The sequence below is a fragment of the Rhizobium sp. LjRoot30 genome (assembly GCF_964253915.1).
Lineage (GTDB): Bacteria > Pseudomonadota > Alphaproteobacteria > Rhizobiales > Rhizobiaceae > Metarhizobium.
This window is the reverse complement of sequence record NZ_CAXUSG020000002.1, coordinates 669846-689206: the sequence shown is the minus strand read 5'-3', so window position 1 is coordinate 689206 and position 19361 is coordinate 669846. Positions and strand designations below refer to the sequence as shown.

Annotated in this window: 22 protein-coding genes; 17 read left to right on the top strand and 5 right to left on the bottom strand. The window is 61.2% G+C overall.

The genetic code is table 11. The features are described 5' to 3' along the window. Positions 1–23: 23 nt before the first annotated feature. The 5 genes from ACSQ3I_RS07180 to ACSQ3I_RS07160 all read left to right on the top strand — a co-directional run bounded on the left by ACSQ3I_RS07180 (position 24) and on the right by ACSQ3I_RS07160 (position 3654). Positions 24–302: a GNAT family N-acetyltransferase gene (locus tag ACSQ3I_RS07180; RefSeq protein WP_435997370.1), complete on the top strand. Its 279-nt coding sequence runs from the start codon at positions 24–26 to the stop codon at positions 300–302. A 251-nt stretch (positions 303–553) separates the two neighbouring features. Then, positions 554–1195, top strand: a complete 642-nt coding sequence (locus tag ACSQ3I_RS07175; protein WP_435997368.1) for a hydrolase — start codon at positions 554–556, stop codon at positions 1193–1195. Positions 1196–1263: 68 nt separating this feature from the next. After that, positions 1264–1560 (top strand): putative quinol monooxygenase, encoded by a 297-nt coding sequence (locus tag ACSQ3I_RS07170; protein WP_435997366.1) that lies wholly within the window; start codon positions 1264–1266, stop codon positions 1558–1560. Positions 1561–1816: 256 nt separating this feature from the next. Further along, positions 1817–2908, top strand: coding sequence for a bifunctional DNA-binding transcriptional regulator/O6-methylguanine-DNA methyltransferase Ada (gene ada / locus ACSQ3I_RS07165; RefSeq protein WP_435997365.1), 1092 nt, complete (start codon positions 1817–1819; stop codon positions 2906–2908). Beyond that, entirely contained in the window at positions 2905–3654 is a 750-nt protein-coding gene (locus tag ACSQ3I_RS07160) for a 2OG-Fe(II) oxygenase (RefSeq protein WP_435997363.1), read from the top strand. Before ada ends, ACSQ3I_RS07160 begins: the two co-directional genes overlap by 4 nt. 37 nt (positions 3655–3691) lie before the next feature. Here the strand turns inward: ACSQ3I_RS07160 and ACSQ3I_RS07155 are convergent, their stop codons facing one another. Further along, on the bottom strand, positions 3692–4219 hold the full coding sequence (locus tag ACSQ3I_RS07155) for a methylated-DNA--[protein]-cysteine S-methyltransferase (RefSeq protein WP_435997361.1): 528 nt from the start codon (positions 4217–4219) through the stop codon (positions 3692–3694). A 193-nt stretch (positions 4220–4412) separates the two neighbouring features. Between ACSQ3I_RS07155 and ACSQ3I_RS07150 the strand changes: the two genes are divergently transcribed. Together ACSQ3I_RS07150 and ACSQ3I_RS07145 are read left to right on the top strand one after the other, a co-directional pair. Beyond that, positions 4413–4802, top strand: a complete 390-nt coding sequence (locus ACSQ3I_RS07150; RefSeq protein ID WP_435997359.1) for a hypothetical protein — start codon at positions 4413–4415, stop codon at positions 4800–4802. 38 nt (positions 4803–4840) lie between these two features. Next, on the top strand, positions 4841–5077 hold the full coding sequence (locus tag ACSQ3I_RS07145) for a hypothetical protein (RefSeq protein WP_435997357.1): 237 nt from the start codon (positions 4841–4843) through the stop codon (positions 5075–5077). Between the two features lie 166 nt (positions 5078–5243). On the opposite strand, the gene ACSQ3I_RS07140 is transcribed toward ACSQ3I_RS07145, so the two are convergent. Beyond that, entirely contained in the window at positions 5244–6935 is a 1692-nt protein-coding gene (locus tag ACSQ3I_RS07140) for an amidohydrolase (RefSeq protein WP_435997356.1), read from the bottom strand. Between the two features lie 114 nt (positions 6936–7049). Here ACSQ3I_RS07140 and ACSQ3I_RS07135 point away from each other — a divergent pair, with 114 nt between their 5' ends. The 9 genes from ACSQ3I_RS07135 to ACSQ3I_RS07095 all read left to right on the top strand — a co-directional run bounded on the left by ACSQ3I_RS07135 (position 7050) and on the right by ACSQ3I_RS07095 (position 16656). Beyond that, complete coding sequence (locus ACSQ3I_RS07135; protein ID WP_435997354.1) at positions 7050–7502, top strand: hypothetical protein; 453 nt, start codon at positions 7050–7052, stop codon at positions 7500–7502. A gap of 158 nt (positions 7503–7660) precedes the next feature. Then, positions 7661–8344 (top strand): alpha/beta hydrolase, encoded by a 684-nt coding sequence (locus ACSQ3I_RS07130; protein ID WP_435997352.1) that lies wholly within the window; start codon positions 7661–7663, stop codon positions 8342–8344. 423 nt (positions 8345–8767) lie between these two features. Further along, positions 8768–9901, top strand: a complete 1134-nt coding sequence (locus tag ACSQ3I_RS07125) for a transporter substrate-binding protein (protein ID WP_435997350.1) — start codon at positions 8768–8770, stop codon at positions 9899–9901. Continuing rightward, positions 9898–10479 carry an ANTAR domain-containing response regulator gene (locus ACSQ3I_RS07120; RefSeq protein WP_435997348.1) on the top strand — a complete coding sequence of 194 codons (582 nt, stop codon included), beginning with the start codon at positions 9898–9900 and terminating at the stop codon, positions 10477–10479. The genes ACSQ3I_RS07125 and ACSQ3I_RS07120 overlap by 4 nt, the downstream gene beginning before the upstream one ends. Continuing rightward, the gene (locus ACSQ3I_RS07115; RefSeq protein WP_435997346.1) at positions 10479–11327 is read left to right on the top strand and encodes an ABC transporter permease; all 849 of its coding nucleotides are present in this window, start codon (positions 10479–10481) and stop codon (positions 11325–11327) included. The genes ACSQ3I_RS07120 and ACSQ3I_RS07115 overlap by 1 nt, the downstream gene beginning before the upstream one ends. Then, complete coding sequence (locus ACSQ3I_RS07110; RefSeq protein ID WP_435997344.1) at positions 11327–12247, top strand: ABC transporter permease; 921 nt, start codon at positions 11327–11329, stop codon at positions 12245–12247. The genes ACSQ3I_RS07115 and ACSQ3I_RS07110 overlap by 1 nt, the downstream gene beginning before the upstream one ends. Before the next feature lie 23 nt (positions 12248–12270). Beyond that, the gene (locus ACSQ3I_RS07105) at positions 12271–13872 is read left to right on the top strand and encodes an ABC transporter substrate-binding protein (protein ID WP_435997342.1); all 1602 of its coding nucleotides are present in this window, start codon (positions 12271–12273) and stop codon (positions 13870–13872) included. A gap of 166 nt (positions 13873–14038) precedes the next feature. Then, a complete protein-coding gene (locus tag ACSQ3I_RS07100; protein WP_435997340.1) occupies positions 14039–14983 on the top strand; it encodes an acetamidase/formamidase family protein in 945 nt (314 codons plus the stop codon). Then, a complete protein-coding gene (locus tag ACSQ3I_RS07095; protein ID WP_435997339.1) occupies positions 14980–16656 on the top strand; it encodes an ABC transporter ATP-binding protein in 1677 nt (558 codons plus the stop codon). The genes ACSQ3I_RS07100 and ACSQ3I_RS07095 overlap by 4 nt, the downstream gene beginning before the upstream one ends. Before the next feature lie 49 nt (positions 16657–16705). On the opposite strand, the gene ACSQ3I_RS07090 is transcribed toward ACSQ3I_RS07095, so the two are convergent. The 3 genes from ACSQ3I_RS07090 to dinB are packed head-to-tail and all read right to left on the bottom strand — an operon-like array spanning position 16706 to position 18764. After that, positions 16706–16864 (bottom strand): sterol carrier protein domain-containing protein, encoded by a 159-nt coding sequence (locus ACSQ3I_RS07090; protein WP_435997585.1) that lies wholly within the window; start codon positions 16862–16864, stop codon positions 16706–16708. 22 nt (positions 16865–16886) lie between these two features. Further along, positions 16887–17636: an exonuclease domain-containing protein gene (locus tag ACSQ3I_RS07085; RefSeq protein WP_435997337.1), complete on the bottom strand. Its 750-nt coding sequence runs from the start codon at positions 17634–17636 to the stop codon at positions 16887–16889. A gap of 30 nt (positions 17637–17666) precedes the next feature. Continuing rightward, the gene (dinB, locus tag ACSQ3I_RS07080; RefSeq protein ID WP_435997335.1) at positions 17667–18764 is read right to left on the bottom strand and encodes a DNA polymerase IV; all 1098 of its coding nucleotides are present in this window, start codon (positions 18762–18764) and stop codon (positions 17667–17669) included. A 274-nt stretch (positions 18765–19038) separates the two neighbouring features. On the opposite strand from dinB, the gene ACSQ3I_RS07075 reads away from it, so the two are divergent. Next, a complete protein-coding gene (locus ACSQ3I_RS07075; RefSeq protein ID WP_435997333.1) occupies positions 19039–19359 on the top strand; it encodes a 2Fe-2S iron-sulfur cluster-binding protein in 321 nt (106 codons plus the stop codon). The last annotated feature ends 2 nt before the right edge of the window (positions 19360–19361 follow it).

The following is a 19361-nucleotide window of genomic DNA, read 5'->3' as shown; positions in this document are numbered from 1 at the left end:
AACTGGAAATGGGAGAATGCGTAATGAATGACGACGTTCGCGACAATCCCGCCGATTCACGCTTCGAGCTTGCTGTCGGAGACGAGTTGGCGGTCGCCTATTACCGTGAGGAGGACGGCCGGATCGTGCTCACCCACACCGAGGTGCCGCAGGCACTATCCGGCCAAGGCATCGGCACCCGCCTTGCCCACGGCGTGTTTGAGACGCTGCGCGCCCGCAAGGTGCGTGTCATTGCAAAATGCCCATTCATGGCAGCCTTCGCCGTCAAACACCCTGACTATGCCAGCCTGCTCGACGGTTAGTGCGTTTGAGCCTCGGCCGCATCGATCCGTGCTGTTCGAGGGCCGGATATGGAGGGATACCTCGCGTCCGATCGTACGAAGCAGGCAAATAATATTGGCAGTATCGGGTGTTTACCCGATGGCATCGGAGTTCGCACGAATGCTAGATCCCATGTGAGAAATTTCATAGCCGAACTTGAGGCTGCATGACGGCGATACACGTTCCAGGGAGACGCAGGGCTTATTCGTTCAACTGAGGAGGAGAGTAAACGATGACAAGTGAACTCATGCGTGATCCGGTCAAAGACCGGCTTTTGAGCCCAAAAAACTCGGCATTCGTGATTATCGACTACCAACCGGTTCAGGTGAACTCGATCGCTTCGATGGACCGCCAGCTTCTGATCAACAACATCGTTGGTGCGTCGAAGGCGGCAAGGGTCTATGGGCTGCCCATCGTGCACTCCACCGTCAATGTCAAGACCGGGTTGAACCAGCCGCCAATTCCCCAGGTTCGCAAGGCGCTGGAAGGCATCCCGACCTATGACCGGACTTCGATCAATTCCTGGGAGGATGTCGAGTTCCGTCAGGCAGTGGAACAAACGGGGCGCAAGAAACTCATCATGACTGCACTCTGGACCGAGGCTTGCCTCACGTTTCCGGCTATCGATGCGCTTGCCGAAGGCTATGAGGTCTACGTCGTCGCCGATGCGGTTGGCGGCACTTCCGTTGCCGCGCACGAGGCAGCATTGCGACGGATCGAGCAGGCCGGCGGAAAGATGATCAGCGTGCCGCAACTCTTCTGTGAGTTGCAACGGGACTGGCAGCGTAAGGAAACCGTTCCCCAGTTCATGAACCTGTTCATCGAGACAGGCGGCACGGCGGGCATCCAGTTTTCGTACGATCGTACGGAGTAGCGCTTGGGCGGAGCTGAGGGAATAGGAGTTCCTTGGCTCCGCCGCCCCTGATGCTGGGAGTATTCACCGTGAGCGAAGTTTTCATTGTCGTCGGTCTTCGCGCGAAGGTCGGCAAGGAAGAGGAATTGCGGCGCGATCTGAAGATAGTCGCTGACGTGTCGCGCCAGGAGGACGGAAGCATAAGTTACGAGCTTTTCGTCGATAGGAGTGACCCGGCGCTCTTTGTATTTGTCGAGCATTGGGCTTCGCAGGAGCAGCGTGACAAGCACCACAACGAAGGGCCTCATATCCAGCATTTCCATGAAAAAGGGGCGAAGAACGTCGATCGAACCGAATTCGCTTTCTTCCTCGATCGCGTCGATTGAACTGATTTGGAAGCCTGTGGCAGACCTGCGATGCGGGCTGGATGAGATGCATAGCCATGGCGCGTCAAGGGTTCATCAGTCAACCTGTACCATGCCGTCAGGAGCCGGCCGTCGATATGTCCGGATTGCTGGATGCGCCTTTTCGACGGCCGTGCAGGAAACGGGTGGGTATTTTCTCGATTTGAGAGCAAGGATCGGAGCGTGGCCAACGCAGATCGAAGGCACCATCGAGGCATAACCATTCGAGAAGACGAGCATGACAATCAACGCGCAGCCCGCATCGGCACTTCGTACCTCAACCCTTTCTGTCGCAGACGATCCGCGTTGGGCGCGCGTCATCGCCCGCGACAAGGCCGCTGACGGCCAGCTTTGGTATTCCGTCACCACGACAGGCATCTATTGCCGACCCTCGTGCCCGTCCCGCACGGCGAATCCGAAGAATGTCACGTTGCACGATACGATCGAGAGTGCGCGGGCGACGGGGTTCCGGCCTTGCAAACGGTGCAATCCCGAAGGTCTGTCACTCGATAACGAGAACGCCGCGCTTGTCGTCAAGGCCTGCCGTTTCATCGAGGCGAGCGAGGAGGAGCCGTCTCTGGAGGATTTGGCGACTGTCGTCGATCGCAGCCCGAGCTATTTTCACCGCGTATTCAAGGCTTCCATCGGTCTGACACCAAAGGCGTATGCCGCGGCGAGCCGTGCGAAGAAGCTTCGCGCCGGCCTGGAGACCGGTGCCAGCGTCACCGAAGCAATCTATGATGCAGGCTTCAATTCGAGCGGCCGTTTCTACGAAAAGTCTACCGACATGCTCGGCATGACGCCGACGCGGTATCGGGGTGGAGGTATCGACGAGGAGATCAAGTTCGCGATCGGCCAGTCCTATCTCGGCGCAATCCTGGTTGCGTGCAGCGCCAGGGGCGTCGCTTCGATCCTTCTCGGCGACGATCCCGACGAGCTGGTTCGCGACCTTCAGGATCGTTTCCCGAAGGCACGCCTGATCGGCATGGACCGTGACTATGAAGCGCTGGTCGCGCGCGTCTGCGGCTTTGTGGAAAATCCGGGCATTGGTCTCGATCTTCCGCTCGATGTTCGTGGCACGGCCTTTCAGCGTCGTGTCTGGCAGGCGCTGCAGGAAATCCCGGCCGGCGAGCGTGTTTCCTACTCGCAGATCGCCCGGCGTATCGGATCGCCAAGCGCGACACGCGCTGTCGCGGGTGCTTGTGCTGCAAACAATCTCGCCGTGGCCATCCCGTGCCATCGCGTCGTTCGCAACGACGGTGCGCTCTCGGGTTACGCCTGGGGCGTCGAGCGCAAGCGCGCCCTTATCGAGAAGGAAGCTGCGGCATGAGCAAGATTGCCATCGGCACGGTTCTCACCGCCGCGGAGATATCCGCGGAAGCGCGAATTGGCGCTTATGACTGGCAGGCACTTGCGGGTGAACTCGACAGCTACGGCTGCGCAGTGCTTCCCACCCTTCTCACTCCCGAAGAGTGCCATGGGCTTGTGGCGCTCTACGCCGACGAAAGCCATTTCCGCAGCCATGTCATCATGGCGCGGCACGGCTTCGGGAAAGGGGAATACCGCTATTTCAGATACCCGCTACCCGATCTGATCGGCAGCCTCCGCACCGCGCTCTATCCGCGTCTTGCTGATGTCGCCAACGCCTGGAACCAGCGGATGGGGATGGAGCAGCACTTCCCCGAAACCCATGCCGCATTCCTGCGAAAATGTCACGACGCCGGCCAGATCCGGCCCACGCCGCTTCTGCTCCAATATGTCCCCGGCGATTTCAACTGCCTGCATCAGGACCTCTACGGTGATCTCGCCTTTCCGATCCAGGTGGCGGTCCTTTTGTCCGAGCCGGGCCGCGACTTCACCGGCGGTGAATTTGTGCTGACCGAACAGCGGCCGCGCATGCAGAGCCGCGTCGAGGTGGTCTCGCTCAGGCAGGGCGATGCCGTCGCCTTCGCCGTCCACAATCGGCCGGTCCAGGGCACGAAGGGCAATTACAGGGTCAATCTGCGCCATGGTGTCAGCCGGCTCCGCTCCGGCATGCGGCATACCTTGGGCATCATCTTCCATGACGCGCGCTGATCCCATGCGATTGGCGCCGTGATCGTTGCGGCGCCAGTTATCCGACAGGCCAGTTCTCCATGGCCCGCTTTTCGCGGGCCAGAAGCGCGCGCTTGCGCTGCACGCCCCAGCGATATCCGGAGATGGAACCGTCTTTCTTGATCACGCGATGGCATGGCACGATCACGGCGATCGGGTTGCTGGCGATCGCCGCCGTCACGTCTCTCGCGTCGCGCGAGCCGAGCTTCGCCGCCAAGGTTCCATAATTGGTGGTTTGTCCGGCCGGTATTTCTCGCAGCATCGTCCAGACCTCCACGTCATAGGGCGTCCCACGCAGATCGAGTGGCAGATCGCAGCGAGAGGCCGGGTCGTCGATGACGCGAGCCACGATCTCCATCACGTTCGCCAGTCCTTCCGGGCTGCATTCCAGCGCCGATTTGGGAAAGCGGATGCGCAATGCGTCTTCCATCGCGGCGCGCATGGACCCGAATTCGAGGGCGACGATACCCTTTCCGGACATAGCGACGATGAAGTCGCCAAGGGAGCTGGTCCCCCATGCAAAACGAATAGTCTCATACATCGTCATTTCCTTCCTGGTTCGGTGTAGGGCGAACATAGAAGCCGGTGCACTGCATTTCTCTCCGGTCCTTGCTTTCAAATCGAAATACGGACCACCGGCCGTGTTCGTCCAACCGTTTTCGATTTGAGAGCAATATTCGGAGCGCGTGGATCAAGCGGTGGCCATACCGTCGGGAACAGAAACACCAACGGAGCTACAAATGGTCGATCCCGAAATCTACGATCCCCAGGAACTTGGTCGCCGGCAGCAGATGGCCGCTGCACGGCGTCAGCGCGAAAGCAAGCGTCTTGCACTGCTCGCGCAGCTCGTCGATGCCCAGCGTCGGTCGGACGAGCTGAAACGCTGGATCAGCGCCTATACCCGCCCGGCGGGTGACGAGGTGCATCCGGAGCTGGGGCGGATGGTCGCGTGGGCGGCCTCGCAGCTCGATGACCTCGAACGCATCCTCGATCCACAGAGGATCGGCACGACCTTGCAGGAGCGCGCGCTGTTTCCAGATGTGGATCCGCTCGACGATCCGAAGGGCGAGCCGCCGGATCAGCATATCTGGGGGCATTCCGCGGCGCTCAGGCACATCAACGTCGTCTGAAGAGATGAACGTTGAAGTACAACGGGAGGAAAAATCTGATGACGTTGTTGCAAGGCTTGCATTCCATCGCCGCACAGCGTGGCGATGGGTTGCTGCCGGAGTTGCTCGCGCTGTCACCGGCCCGGTTCGAGATCGAACGAATGAGGAACGCGGTCACCAGCGAGGACATCGGCGGGGCGCCCGCCGAGATGGCGAAACCGGACGTTCAATCGGCCGAGATCGTCGCGATGCCGCTGTGCATGCGCGGTAGAAGATGGGTGTCATCCACGGCTTGATCAAAACGGATACTCTCCGCGCGGTTCGACAGATCGAGCCGCGCTGAGCCAGGATGACAAGCAGGCTGCAAACGGGTCTATTTCGCTCGGCCGCTTCGGAACCCAAAATTGGCTTTACGCCATTCAGGCGCGTCACTACGGGGTCTCAGGTCTGGGAAGAGACGGCCTACTCGTCAAACAATCTCTCCGGATCGTAGACCGGCCGGCCCTGCAAAAGGGTTGCCATGACCTTCGCCTTTGCGATCTCGTCCGTCCGAATAGAAAGGATGTCGCGATCGATCACCACGAGGTCGGCGAATTTGCCGACCTCCAGCGATCCGGTGGTCTTGTCCTGATGCAGCAATCGCGCAGGATTGATGGTCATCCATTCGATGGCAGTGGCGACGTCCGCAGCGCCGTTGTGCTTGCGGATGACTGCAGCCTGGATCTTGATCAGAGGCGATAGCTCGTCGGCGTCGAAATCGCTGCTCATCACGATCTCGGCACCCGCTGCCGCAAGTTCGCCTGCCGGCATCATGTGCCCGGCGCGTTGACCGATGAAGTCACGGATGAATTTTTGATACTCGGGGTCGATCGAACTGGGGGCAAGCTGGAAATCAGCGACAACGCCCAGCTGCTTGAATCTGCCATAGTCGGCTTTGTCAACGAGGTAGAGATGTGTAAGGCGATGTGGGCCTGGCTGGGGGTCGGATTGTTCAATGGCATCGAGGGCGAGGCGTGCACCACGATCGCCAGTCACATGGTAGTGCAGTTGAAAGCCCGCTTTCGACAGTGCGCGGGAATAGCGGTTCAAGGTGTCGATATCGAAGTACAGAAATCCGCTGTCGAAGCCGTGGTCAATGCCCGCACCTTTTCTGTAGGGCTGCAGCACTGATCCGGTCCGTTGCTCGAGGATGCCGTCAACGTAAATTTTTGCCTGGTTGAAGCGCAGCAAGCTGTTCGTATCATTGGAGTAGAGCTTGCCGAGCATGGCCATCTGCTCGTCGAAGTCCAGATCCGGGTACACGTAGAGAGCGTTCGAGGTGCGGACACTCAAAGTCTTGTTTGCCACGGCCTTCCGCCAAACTTCGACATGCCCCTGCGGCCAGAAGCCGCCCGCATCGCTGACCGATGTAATGCCGTTTTCCGCGAGCGTTTCCAGCGTTGGCAGCAGGCTTTCATAGGCGAACTCGATATTCTCCGCGGTCGCAGGAAAGGCCAGGTTGCGTAGCCGCTGCTGGGCGTTTTCCAGAACGATCCCGTTTGGCTTGCCCGTTTTCTTGTTGCGAAGGATGATGCCGCCGGGCGGATTTGCATCCATCACATCGTAGCCCGCGGCACGCATTGCAGCAGAGTTTGCCCAGGCCCCGTGCCCGATGTCGTCGAGGATCAGGACCGGCCTATCCGGGGATATTTCGTCAAGCAGGGCAATGGGGTTGTCATTTTGGTCAAGCAAATTCGTCATGCTCACGCCTGACCCAAGCACCCATTCCGTCTTGCTTGAGGTCATGCACTCCTCGACCGTCGCGAGTGTGTTTTCGAGCGTATCGAAGGGCTCGAAAGAACAGAGAATCTCGTTTACGCCGGCTTCGATCAGATGCATGTGGGCATCCTGGAACCCGGGCAGCACCGACATCCCGCGCAGGTCGACGATTCTGGCCTGTTTGCCGGCGGCCGCCAAAGCTTCGTCCTCGGTTCCGACAGCCAGGATGACGCCGCCATCGTCTATGGCAATCGCCTGGGCGGATGTCCCTTTGGGATCTACGGTATGAATCTTGGCATTGGTCAGGACCATCGGCGCCGCCCGAACTGCCGAAGGGAGGCACACACCTCCCGCAAGGATCATTGCGAAAACAGTCTTCATTTCGATAAGGCTCATCGGATGTTCCCCAGTGTTCCAGGATTGATCTAGGGCATCATACTGATTTTCCAATGACAAACGATTTGCACATACTAATATTCACCTCCCGGTACACGATCAGGAGGCAGGCAAATGGGGGAATGGTTGGAGCGGAACTTCGAGAGGATCGGCGCAATAGGGGCAATGACAACAGCCCTTGCGGCATTGGTCGCACTGATCGTTATCCCACTTCAGATCCGCTCTGCTGATATTATCCAGCGTGATCAAACCGCGCGGGAAATATACCGTGAATTTCTCAGCCTGACGGTTCAGAAGCCAGAGCTCGCCAGCGGTCATTACTGCGCGATGAAGGATGAAAATCAACGCATCGCCTACGAGGGCTACGTCGATTATCTGTTTTACACTGCCGAACAGATGATTGAATCAGGCCCGGAGTGGAAGGGGCCGATGGCGGCTTACTTCAATGATCATCTTGAGTTCATTTGCCAAAGCGCCAACCGTGAACGCTTCACCCAGAGTGTTGCCGCAATCGTCGCAGTGCTTCAATCGCAATGTCCGAAGGTTGAGAGCTGCGCGCCGCAATAACGTGCTTGATGGGGTGGGGCGGCATACTATTGTTCGGTCTGGCCTTATTTTAGACCGCGCTACTTTCCCTTCTCTTGTCGGGACCTACATCTCGGTTTGCACGAAAGTGCGGCTCAACCAAGCATATCTTGCCCTAACATTACCCAGGAGCGCATGAAATGAGCAGCAGACCTGCAATTGTCCTTGTCCATGGTTTTTGGGGCGGTGCGTCCCACTGGAAAAATGTCATCCTTGCGCTCTCTCGTATGGGGTATGACGATATCCGGGCGGTCGAAAACCCGTTGACATCGCTTGCAGAGGATGCCGAGCGGACGCGCAAGATGGTAAGGCAGATCGACGGTCCGGTCGTCCTGGTCGGGCACTCCTACGGGGGGAAGGTAATCACTGAAATGGGGGATTTGCCCAACGTGAAGGCGCTGGTCTACGTCGCTGCCTTCGCGCCGGATGCAGGCGAAAGTGCTGGCGGCATTAGCCAGGCAAACCCTCCGGCAGCTTTTCCCAACATCACACCCGACAGCGACGGATACCTATGGATCAAACCGGACAAATTCCATGAGAGCTTCTGTCAGGATCTTGATGAGGACGAGGCATTGGTCATGGCCGTTACGCAAAAAGCGCCCATCGGCAGCACGTTCGGGGATGCCGTCACCGCACCGGCCTGGAAAGTCAAACCCTCATGGTACCAGATTTCCACCCAGGACCGCATGATCCATCCGGCAAACCAGAAGATGATGGCTGAACGCATGGGGGCGAAGAAGATTCTCGAACTGGATGCAAGTCATGCTTCCCTTGCATCTCGCCCTCTCGATATTGCCGAATTGATCGTGGAGGCGGCAAAATAAATGCTCTTTCATGGGTAGCGAACCCTCATGATTTGAGGGCGCCGGTCACGTCGAGCATACGTCCATAGTGCGCCGAGCATGAGCCGTTCGACGGCAACTCGATCGCTATCGACTCGAGCAGAAGATGCTTGCTGAGACCGTGGACGAGAACCAAAAAAACACATCGGCGGAAAACATCGCCAGAGCGCCGAACAAGCCAATCAGAGATGGTTCGGTTTTATCGGCCTAGTTCACATTTAGATGTGAGGTTGCATTTGAAGGCGCTTGACTCTCGTCTGATGTCTGTATTTTAATCACGCCTGCGGATTAGGCATTTTCCCGTCCGCATTGACATGACTTCGATAGTCGCAGGGCAGTTTCGCCCCATGATGCTCCCGCAGCCGCGGGGTCGGCGTCATGGGGTTTTTCGTATTTGGAAGATCGATGGGCGATGCGCTGAAAATCGGCATTCTCTATTCCACCACCGGGCCCTATGGCGCCATGGGGGTCGATGCCCGCGATGGGGCGATGCTGGCAATCGAAGACTGTGCCCGGCGGACCGGGCGTGCTATCGAGCCGATCTTCTACGATCCGCATGCGAGCCTCGACGCCTATCTGGATGGCGCCCGGCATCTGCTGCGCGAGGGCTGCCGGCATATCGTCGGCACCATCACGTCCGCGGCGCGCAAGGAAGTAATCCCGCTGGTCGAGAAGCATGACGGGTTGCTCTGGTACATGTGCCCTTACGAGGGTTTCGAGGCCAACGAGAATGTCATCTATGTCGGCGGCTGCCCGAACCAGCATCTGATCCCTGCCTTCGAATATCTCATCCCGCGTTTTGGTGCGCGGCCCTATCTGACCGGCGCCAATTATGTCTGGGGCTGGGAGATGAACCGGCTGGCGCGTGAACTGATCGCCAATGCCGGCGGCGAGGTGCTGGGCGAGCGCTACCTGCCGCTGGAGGAAACCGCCGTCGAGCGCATCATCGCCGAGATCGAGGAGCGCCGGCCGAGCTTTGTCCTCAACAACCTGATCGGTCCGTCGAGTTATGCCTTTCTCGAGGCGATGAAGGCGCTGGGCGATCGCGACCCGGCCTTCAGGCCCGAAAATTGCCCGGTCGTCAGCTGTGACCTGATGGAATGCGAGCTCGACCTGATCGCCGAAGGCTCTGCCACCGGCCAGCTGTGCGCCGCCTCCTATTTCGATACGCTCGACACATCCGACAACAGCGCCTTCAAGGCCCGCGCCGCGCGCCACTATGGCCATGATCGGCGCATCTCAAGTGTTTTCGCCAGCGCCTACACGGCCGCCGATCTCTGCATCGGCGCGATCCTGGCTGCGGGCAGTGACGAACCGCAGGCGGTGCGGCGCGAGGTGCATGGGCGCGAATGGCCCTCGCTGTTCGGGCCGCTCACCGTGGACAGCCGCACCAACCATGCGGCGCTGCCCTTCCATCTCGGCCGCATCAATGCCGGCAACGGCTTCGACGTCATCGCTTCACGGCCGGCGCTGGCCGCCGATCCCTATCTCACCACGCGCGGCACCCATATGCCGGCCAGGCTGAGGATCGTGTCATGAGCCGGACACCAAACTTTACCGGCTGGCATGCCGTGATCCTGCATCGCGGCGATGCCAATACCGAGCGGCTGGAGCGGCAATTCGGCCTGCTCGGCATTCGCGCCACTTGCCAGTGGGCGCCGCTGGCCGGCTGGGACAGCGCCGATCTGGTGCTTGTCGATGCCGACCAGGGCTGGGATGACCTGCTGCCGGCAAAGCCGGATACTTTGGGCAAGCCGCTGGTGGCGCTGCTCGGCTCGGAAGCCCCGGGCCGCATCGCCTGGGCGCTGCAGCAGGGCGCCAGCGCCATCATCCCCAAGCCGGTGACGGCCTCCGCGATCTATCCGGCGCTGGTCATGGCCGTCTCGATCCACGAGGAGCGCCGCGCGGTCGCCCAACAGATGCAATATCTCGAGGAGCGCGTGCGGATGCGGCCGCTGGTGCATGCCGCTGTCGAAAAGCTGCGCACTGCCCGTGGGCTCGATGAAGAACAGGCCTATGCCATGCTGCGCGACTGCGCCATGGACCGGCGGCTGTCGATGGAACAGGTCTCGGCGATCTTCCTGGGCGGGGCCGAGCCTCTGCCGGAGGTGGGCTGATGACTGTGCTCCGCTCGCTTTTCCGCCAGCCCTCGGCGCTGTTCGGCCTCGTGGTCGTGCTGATCGTGGTTGTCCTGGCACTGGCAGCGCCTTTGGTCGCGCCGTTCAATCCCGACGAGCAGATGTTTGACGGGTTGACGCTCGAAGGCGCGCCGATGCCGCCCGGCGGCCAGTTCCTGCTCGGCACGGACACGCTCGGCCGCGACCTGTTCTCGCGCATGCTGTATGGCGCGCGCACCTCGCTGATCATCGGGCTGGTGGCGAATGGTGTCGCGGTGGCCATCGGCCTGTTCGTCGGCATCGTCGCCGGTTATCTGCGCGGCTTCATGGGCAATGTGCTGATGCGCTTCACCGACCTGATGATGGCCTTTCCGGCGCTGCTGCTCGCCATCGTACTGGCGGCGCTGATGAAGCCGAGCCTGTGGATCGTCGCCATGGTGATCGCGCTGGTCAATTGGGTGCAGGTGGCGCGCATCGTCTATACCGAGACGCGCGGGCTGGTGGAGCGTGATTTCATCATGGCCGAACGCTCGCTCGGTGCCAGCCATGCCCGTATCCTGCTGCTGCATATCCTGCCGCACCTGATCCCGACCGCCATCGTCTGGGGCACGCTCGGCATCGCCACCACCGTGCTGCTCGAAGCCACGCTCTCCTTCCTCGGCATTGGCGTGCAGCCGCCGCAGCCGTCCTGGGGCAACATCATCTTCGAGAGCCAGAGCTATTTCCAGGCAGCACCGTGGCTGGTGTTCTTCCCCGGCATGGTGATCCTGCTGACGGCACTGGCCTTCAATCTGGTGGGTGATGCGCTCCGCGACATCCTCGATCCGACGCAGCGGGGGAGGGGCTGATGGTCATCCTGCTCTCCAAACGCCTTGCGCAAGCCTTCCTCATCCTGCTCGGCGTCGCCGCCATCACCTTCGTGCTGCTCTATGCGCTGCCGGCCGATCCGGCCCGCATGATCGCCGGCCGCAGTGCCACGGCGCAGACGGTCGCCTCGATCCGCCACGAACTCGGCCTCGACCAGCCGCTGCTGGTGCAGTTCTGGACCTACCTGACGGGCCTGCTGCAGGGCGATCTCGGCCGCTCCTATGCGCAGAAGACGGAAGTCTGGACGCTGATCGCAGCCCGCCTGCCGGCGACGCTGACGCTGATGGCGGCCGGCATCTTCGTCGAGGTCGTGCTCGGCATCACCTTCGGCACGATCGCCGCCGTCAAGCGCGGCAGCTTCGTCGATCGGCTGGTGATGACCGCCTCCTTCGTCGGCGTCTCGGCGCCGCAATTCGTGGCGGCGCTGCTGCTGCTCTACGTCTTCGCCGTCACGCTCGGCTGGTTCCCGATGAGCGGTTATGGCAGCTTTGCCCATATCGTGCTGCCGGCGCTGACGCTCGGCATCCTCGGCGCCGGCTGGTATGCGCGCATGGTGCGCTCGGCGATGATCGACGTGCTGAACCAGGACTATGTCCGCACGGCCCGCGCCAAGGGCCTTTCGTCGCGGCGTATCATCTTCCGGCACGCGCTGCCCAACGCGATCCTGCCGATCATCGCCATGATCGGCATCGATATCGGCCAGTTCATGGGCGGCGTGGTGGTGGTCGAGGCCGTTTATGGCTGGCCGGGCATCGGCCAGCTTGCCTGGCAGGCGATCCAGCAGGTCGACATTCCCATCATCATGGGCGTCACGCTGACCTCGGCGCTGGCAATCGTCGCCGGCAATCTTCTCGCAGACCTCATCGCGCCGGTCATCGATCCGCGCATCCGTACACGCTGACAATCAAAGAAGGGGAACGAAAAATGTTCAAACGCTGGTTACTCGGGACTGCCATGGCGACGGCCGTGCTGCTGACGCCGCTTGCGGCAAGCGCCGAAGGCAAGGATATCGTCGTCACCTACAAGGACGACATCACGACGCTCGACCCGCAGATCGGCTATGACTGGGTCAACTGGTCGATGATCAAGAGCCTGTTCTCGCGGCTGATGGATTATGAGCCGGGCACCGCCAACCTCGTGCCGTCGCTGGCGGAAAGCTTCGACGTCGCCTCCGATGGCCTGACCTATACGTTCAAGCTCCATAAGGGCGTGAAATTCTCCAATGGCCGCGAGATCGTTGCCTCGGACGTGAAATATTCGATCGAGCGCGCCGTCGATCCGAAGACACAGGGTCCCGGTGCCGGCTTCTTCGGCGCCATCGACGGTTTTGCCGACCTGACCGCCGGCAAGGAAGGCGGCCTCAAGGGCATCGAGACGCCCGACGATTCCACCGTCGTCTTCAAGCTGACCCGTCCGGATGCGACCTTCCTGCACGTTCTGGCGATCAACTTCGCCTCCGTCGTGCCGAAGGAAGCGGTCGAGGCCGCTGCCGGCGATTTCGGCAAGAAGCCGGTCGGTTCGGGCACCTTCATCCTCAAGGACTGGACGATCGGCCAGAAGCTGGTTTTCGAACGCAACCCCGACTATTTCGTCAAGGACATGCCGAAGATCGACAGTTTTACGGTCGAAGTCGGCCAGGAGCCGCTGGTGGCGCTTCTGCGCCTGCAGAAGGGTGAGGTCGACATTGCCGGCGACGGCATTCCGCCGGCAAAATTCCTTGAAATCAAGAATTCGCCCGACGGCGCGCAGATGATCGTCGACGGCGAGCAGCTTCACACCGGCTACGTCACGCTCAACACCAAGGTAAAACCCTTCGACGACCTGAAGGTACGCCAGGCGGTCAACCATGCCATCAACAAGGAGCGCATCGTGCGTATCCTCAACGGTCGCGCCACGCCCGCCAAGGAAGTGCTGCCGCCGCTGATGCCGGGGTATGACAACGACTATGCCGGCTACGAATACAGTGTCGACAAGGCCAAGGCGCTGTTGGCGGAAGCCGGCCATGCCGATGGATTCGAGACCGTGCTTTACGCCACCAACACCGATCCGCAGCCGCGCATCGCCCAGGCGATCCAGCAGGATCTTGCGGCGATCGGCGTCAAGGCCGAGATCCGCGCGCTGGCGCAGGGCAACGTCATCGCCGCCGGCGGCACCGAAGGCGAAGCGCCGATGATCTGGTCGGGCGGCATGGCCTGGATTGCCGACTTCCCGGATCCGTCGAATTTCTACGGCCCGATCCTGGGCTGCGGCGGCGCGGTGCAGGGCGGCTGGAACTGGTCGTGGTATTGCAACCCGGAACTCGACAAGCGTGCGGTAGCCGCCGATTCCATGTCCGATCCGGCCAAGGGCGCGGAGCGTATCGCAGCGTGGAAGACGATCTTCACCGACGTGATGAAGGACGCGCCGTGGATCCCCGTGACCAATGAGCGCCGCGTCGTGGCCAAGTCGCTGCGCATGGGCGGCGAAAACAACATCTACATCGACCCGACCCGCGTCATCAACTACGACGCGATCTTCGTGAAGTAAGCGAATGCATCGGGTGAGGTTTGCCCCTCACCCTGGCCCTCTCCCCGCTTGCGGGGAGAGGGGACGCCACAGGCACCGACAGCGCCCCAAGGCCCTTCTCCCCGCCAGAAAGGGGAGAGGTGCCGGCAGGCGGATGAGGGGCAGCGACAATCTCCGGAGAATTCCTATGTGCAGCATCTGCAACCACACCATTCACCGCGCCCAGCACAATTTCGGCTGGAACCGCGACTTCCCGCCGGCGCTGACGGCAAAGCCCGGCGAGACCATCCTGTTCGAATGCATGGATTCCTCCGGCGGCCAGATCGGTGCGGATGCCACGCTGGCGACACTCGCCAATCTCGACTTCGGCAAGATCAACCCGGTCTCCGGCCCCGTCTATATCGAGGGCGCTGAGCCGGGCGATGCGCTGAAGGTCACCATCAACAAGTTTCACCCCTCCGGTGTCGGCTGGACCGCCAATATTCCCGGCTTCGGCCTCCTGGCCGACCAGTTCAAGGACCCGGCACTGCATATCTGGACCTATGACACGGCATCGATGGCGCCATCCGCCTTCGGCCCCGGCGGCAAGGTGCCGCTGAAACCCTTTACCGGCACGATCGGCGTCGCACCGGCGGAGCCCGGCCTTCATTCGGTCGTGCCGCCGCGCCAGGTCGGCGGCAACATGGATATCCGCGATCTGACCGCCGGCGTGACGCTCTATCTGCCCATCGAAGTCCAGGCTGCGCTGTTCTCCGTCGGCGATACGCACGCGGCGCAGGGCGACGGCGAGGTCTGCGGCACGGCAATCGAAAGCCAGATGAATGTCGAGCTGACGCTGGACCTGGTCAAGGGCGCCAATCTCAAGTCGCCGCGCTTCACCACCACCGAACCGGTCACCCGCCATCTCGACGGCATGGGCTACGAAGTGACGACCGGCATCGGTCCGGACCTGATGACCGGTGCGCGCGAAGCCGTCATGCGCATGATCGACCTGCTCACCGCCGAACACGGCTACAGCCCGGTCGATGCCTATATGCTCTGCTCGGTCTGCGGCGATCTCCGCATCTCCGAAATCGTCGACATGCCCAACTGGGTCGTCTCCTTCTACTTCCCCAGGATCGTGCTCGCGTGACCGAAACCAAGCCAAAAGAGGCGCCGGTGCTCAGCGTCGAGCGCCTCTCGGTCGATGCGCGTACACCCGAGGGTTTGAAGCGGGTGCTCGACGATATCTCCTTCGACCTCTATCCCGGCGAGACTTTGTGCATCGCCGGCGAAAGCGGCTCGGGCAAGTCCGTGACCTCGCTGTCGATCATGGGCCTGCTGCCCAAGGCCTCGCTGAAAGTGACGTCGGGCACTATCAAGCTCGGTGAACGGGAGCTGACGACGCTCTCCAACAGCCAGATGCGCCATGTCCGCGGCGGCGAGATCGCGATGATCTTCCAGGAGCCGATGACCTCGCTCAACCCGGTGATGAGCATCGGCGCGCAGCTGGTCGAGGCGATCCGCGAGCATCAAGGTGCCGCCAATGCCGAGGCGATCGCGCTGGAGATGCTGGAAGCGGTACAGATCAGCGATCCCGCCCGGCGCCTCAAGCAGTTTCCGCACGAACTTTCCGGCGGCATGCGCCAGCGGGTGATGATTGCCATGGCGTTGTCCTGCCGCCCCAAGGTGCTGATCGCCGACGAGCCGACCACGGCGCTTGATGTGACCGTGCAGGCGCAGATCCTGACGCTGATGCGCAAGCTGAAGGCGGAGTTCGGCACCTCGATCATCATGATCACGCACGACATGGGCGTGGTCGCCGAGATGGCCGACCGCGTCGTGATCATGCAACAGGGCCGGATCGTCGAGCAGGGGCCGTCGATTGAGGTCTTCGGCCATCCGCGCGAGTTCTATACGCGGCAATTGCTGGCCGCCGTGCCGCGGCTCGGCGCGCTGGCCGGAACCGATGGCCCGCCCCGGGTATCGAAGAGCACAATCGAACCGGCCCCGCGCGGCGCCGCACCCGTGCTCAATGTCACCGGTCTCAGCGTTACCTATGGCAGCGCGTCGGGCCTTATCTTCAAGCGCAAGGCGCCGGCGGCGACGGTTGACCGCATTTCTTTCGACATCATGCCCGGCGAGACGATGGGCCTTGTCGGCGAAAGCGGCTCGGGCAAGTCGACCACCGGCAAGGCGGTGCTGGGACTGATTCCGTTTTCAGGCTCGGTGCAGATCGACGGCCGCGACATTGCCGGGTTATCGCAGCATGACATGCGCCCGTTCCGGCGCTCGGCACAGATGATCTTCCAGGACCCCTATGCGTCGCTCGATCCGCGCATGTCGGTGGGCAAGGCGGTGGCGGAGCCGCTGGTCATCCACGGCATCGGCAATGCTTCCGAACGGCAGGACCGCGTCGCCGAATTGCTCCGCCGCGTCGGGCTGACGGCGGATGCGGCGACGCGTTATCCGCACGAATTCTCCGGTGGCCAGCGCCAGCGCATCTGCATTGCCCGCGCCCTGGCGCTCGAGCCGAAACTGATCGTCGCCGACGAGAGCGTCGCCGCACTCGATGTGTCCGTCCGCGCCCGCGTGCTCGACCTGATGCTGGAACTGCAGGAGACGATGGGGCTCGCCTATCTCTTCATCTCGCATGACATGGCTGTCATCGAACGCATGTCGCACAAGGTGGCGGTGATGCGTGGCGGCAAGATCGTCGAGAGCGGCACACGCCGCGAGATATTCGAAAACCCGCGCGAGGATTACACCAAGGCGCTGATGGCAGCCGTGCCGATTCCGGATCCGACCGTTTATCGCAAGGGCTGACAACCAAACTGGCCCTGAACCTTTTCTCATCTCGTTGCCCCCATCGCCATCAAAACGACAGGCTTGAATATGGACGGCGGCTGGTGGCGATTATCCGGTCCAGTTCTTCTGCGCCATCCGCATCGGTCGTTTGAATGCGACCTGACGCGGCAAGAGTTGACGGCTGGTCCGCGCCGAAGATCAGCTTGGCCAGTTCCTGTGCTTGGATGTCGTGGGGTAAGGATCGTCGATCAGATCAGGGTTCGTTGCACAGGCTCGACAAGCGCGGGCGGCTCAAGTTCACCCCGTCTTGCGAGCTCTGTCTGGGCACTGAAGCGGACATCGGCATCTCGCTCGTTGAGAAACCCGGTGAGCGTTTCCGTGCTGATACGCTCCCAACTCTTGCCGCGCTCCGGCCCGGCCGGCACGCGGGGCAGAAGGCCAGGCTCGGCGCTCCAGGCCAGAAGCTGTTCGAGCGATGCTGCGTTCAACAGGTCTCGCAGATGATGAGCCGTGACATAGGCGTCCGGCATCGCCCGATGCGCCGGCAGTCCGATCTCATGGACCAAGCCTTGCGGCATGCGCTGGTAGCGCAGCATCTGATTGGAAAATCGTGGCAATTCGGGCCAGATCCGCAGCGCGCATTTCCAGGTACAGATCCAGCGCAGCCCACCCGTCAGCCGCGGCGTGCAATATCGCTGTTCGAAAGCGGCACGATGCGCGGCCAGAGCATCGATCTTGCCGGATGGACGCAACACAGCTGGTGCGACCTCTTTCCAATAGGGGGCGTTTGCGACCTGTTCATCGAGAATATGATGGACGGCCATCGTCTCCGGCGAGATCGGCCGCCCCGGATTGACCATCAGGGCGCCGCGCTCGTCATTGACGGTCCAGCGGCCGTCCGCGTCGACAACCACATCCTGCCAGCCGATCTCGCAGACGTCATTCGCTCCGTTGCCGGCTGTCTCCAGATCAATGACGCGAACGCGGGATGTCGACACGGCTTTCTCTTCTCTTGAACAGGCTGTCGATCATAAATCGAAACCGAGCTGCGGTTGTTCCTCATCGCCGGTCACCCTGTCGTTCGTGAGCGACGACAGGGTGACGCCGAGGAGACGAACGGGAAGCTTGAAAGGATAAACCGTCGAGAGCAGGGTTTCGGCGGCTTCCACGATATCTGGCACAGCGGAGATCGGCTGGCTGCTGGTCCGGCTTCGGGTCGCCTGCGTGAAATCAGAATACTTGATCTTCACGGTCACCGTCCTGCCGCTGATACCTTGCGCCGTGCAATACCGCCAGACTTTGTCGGCGAGAGGTTTTAACTCCGCTTTCGCCAGGTCGAAACTGTCGATGTCTTGCACGAACGTATCTTCGGCGCCGACGGATTTGCGGATCCGATCGGGCCTTACCTGGCGTTCATCGATGCCCCGCGCGATGCCGTAGAAATAGGGGCCGGATTTTCCAAAATGTTCGGCCAGGAATTGCAGCGACTTCGCTTTGAGGTCTGCGCCAGTCTCGATCCCATGACGCTTCATGTAGTCGGCCGTGGCCGGGCCGACACCATGGAATTTCTTGACGGGCAATGTTTCCACGAATGCCGGTCCGTTTTTCGGCGTGATCACGGCCTGCCCATTGGGTTTGTTCAGGTCGCTCGCCATCTTGGCGAGAAACTTGTTATAGGAAATTCCCGCCGAGGCGTTCAGCCCGGTGACCTGCTTGATCTTCGCCCGGATTTCCAGGGCGATCTCGGTTGCAATCTCCATGCCTTTCAGATTTTCGGTGACATCGAGATAGGCCTCGTCCAGCGACAGCGGCTCGATGAGTGGCGTATACTCCGCGAAAATCTCCCGGATCTGCTGTGACACGGCCTTGTAGACATCGAAGCGCGGTGGAACGAAGATCAGCTCCGGGCATTTTCGCGCGGCGGTCACCGAGGGCATGGCGGAGTGGACGCCGAACTTTCGGGCTTCGTAACTAGCCGCTGCCACAACGCCGCGGGCCGCGGACCCACCAACCGCGAGCGGCTTGCCGCGGAGTTCCGGGTTGTCGCGCTGCTCGACCGACGCATAGAAGGCATCCATGTCCACGTGGATGATCTTCCGGACAGGCATCTGGATGATGGTGTTCATAGCGCGTGGCGATGGCTCTTCTGAAACAAAAGAAGAACATACATGGTTTCGCGGCGCAGTCCAATCTCGTTTCGACCCTGAAATCCGTCATTCTCGAAGAGTTCGGATCACGCTTTGACGCTTCTTGCACTGAGCTTAGCGGATTATGCGAGTTTGGCTGTGGCGGCGGAGGTTATGGTCGTCGGGTCGGATCATTTCCCCGCCGACATCGAACAGGATCGGCTTTTCCCCTCAATAAGTTGATGCCGATGGCAGATGCCAGGAAGGTGCGCCGATGACGAATACATTCAGGCTCCACGTCACCGGACGTAACGGCCGCACCAGGGAGAGCGATGGTCAGATCGGGGCTTCGCTGTTGGCGATACTCCGCGAAGCGGGCGTCGATGAAATATCGGCGATCTGCGGTGGGAACTGCGCCTGTGCGACCTGTCACGTCTACATAGAGCCGGCCAGCCTGCTGCCCAAGCCCCGGATCGAGGAAACCGAGATGCTCGATACCTTGCTCCATCAGAGCCCAATTTCACGCCTTGCTTGCCAGGTGGTTCCCACCGCGGGCATCGGCACCCTCAAGGTCAAAGTGGCTCCGGAAGAATAGTC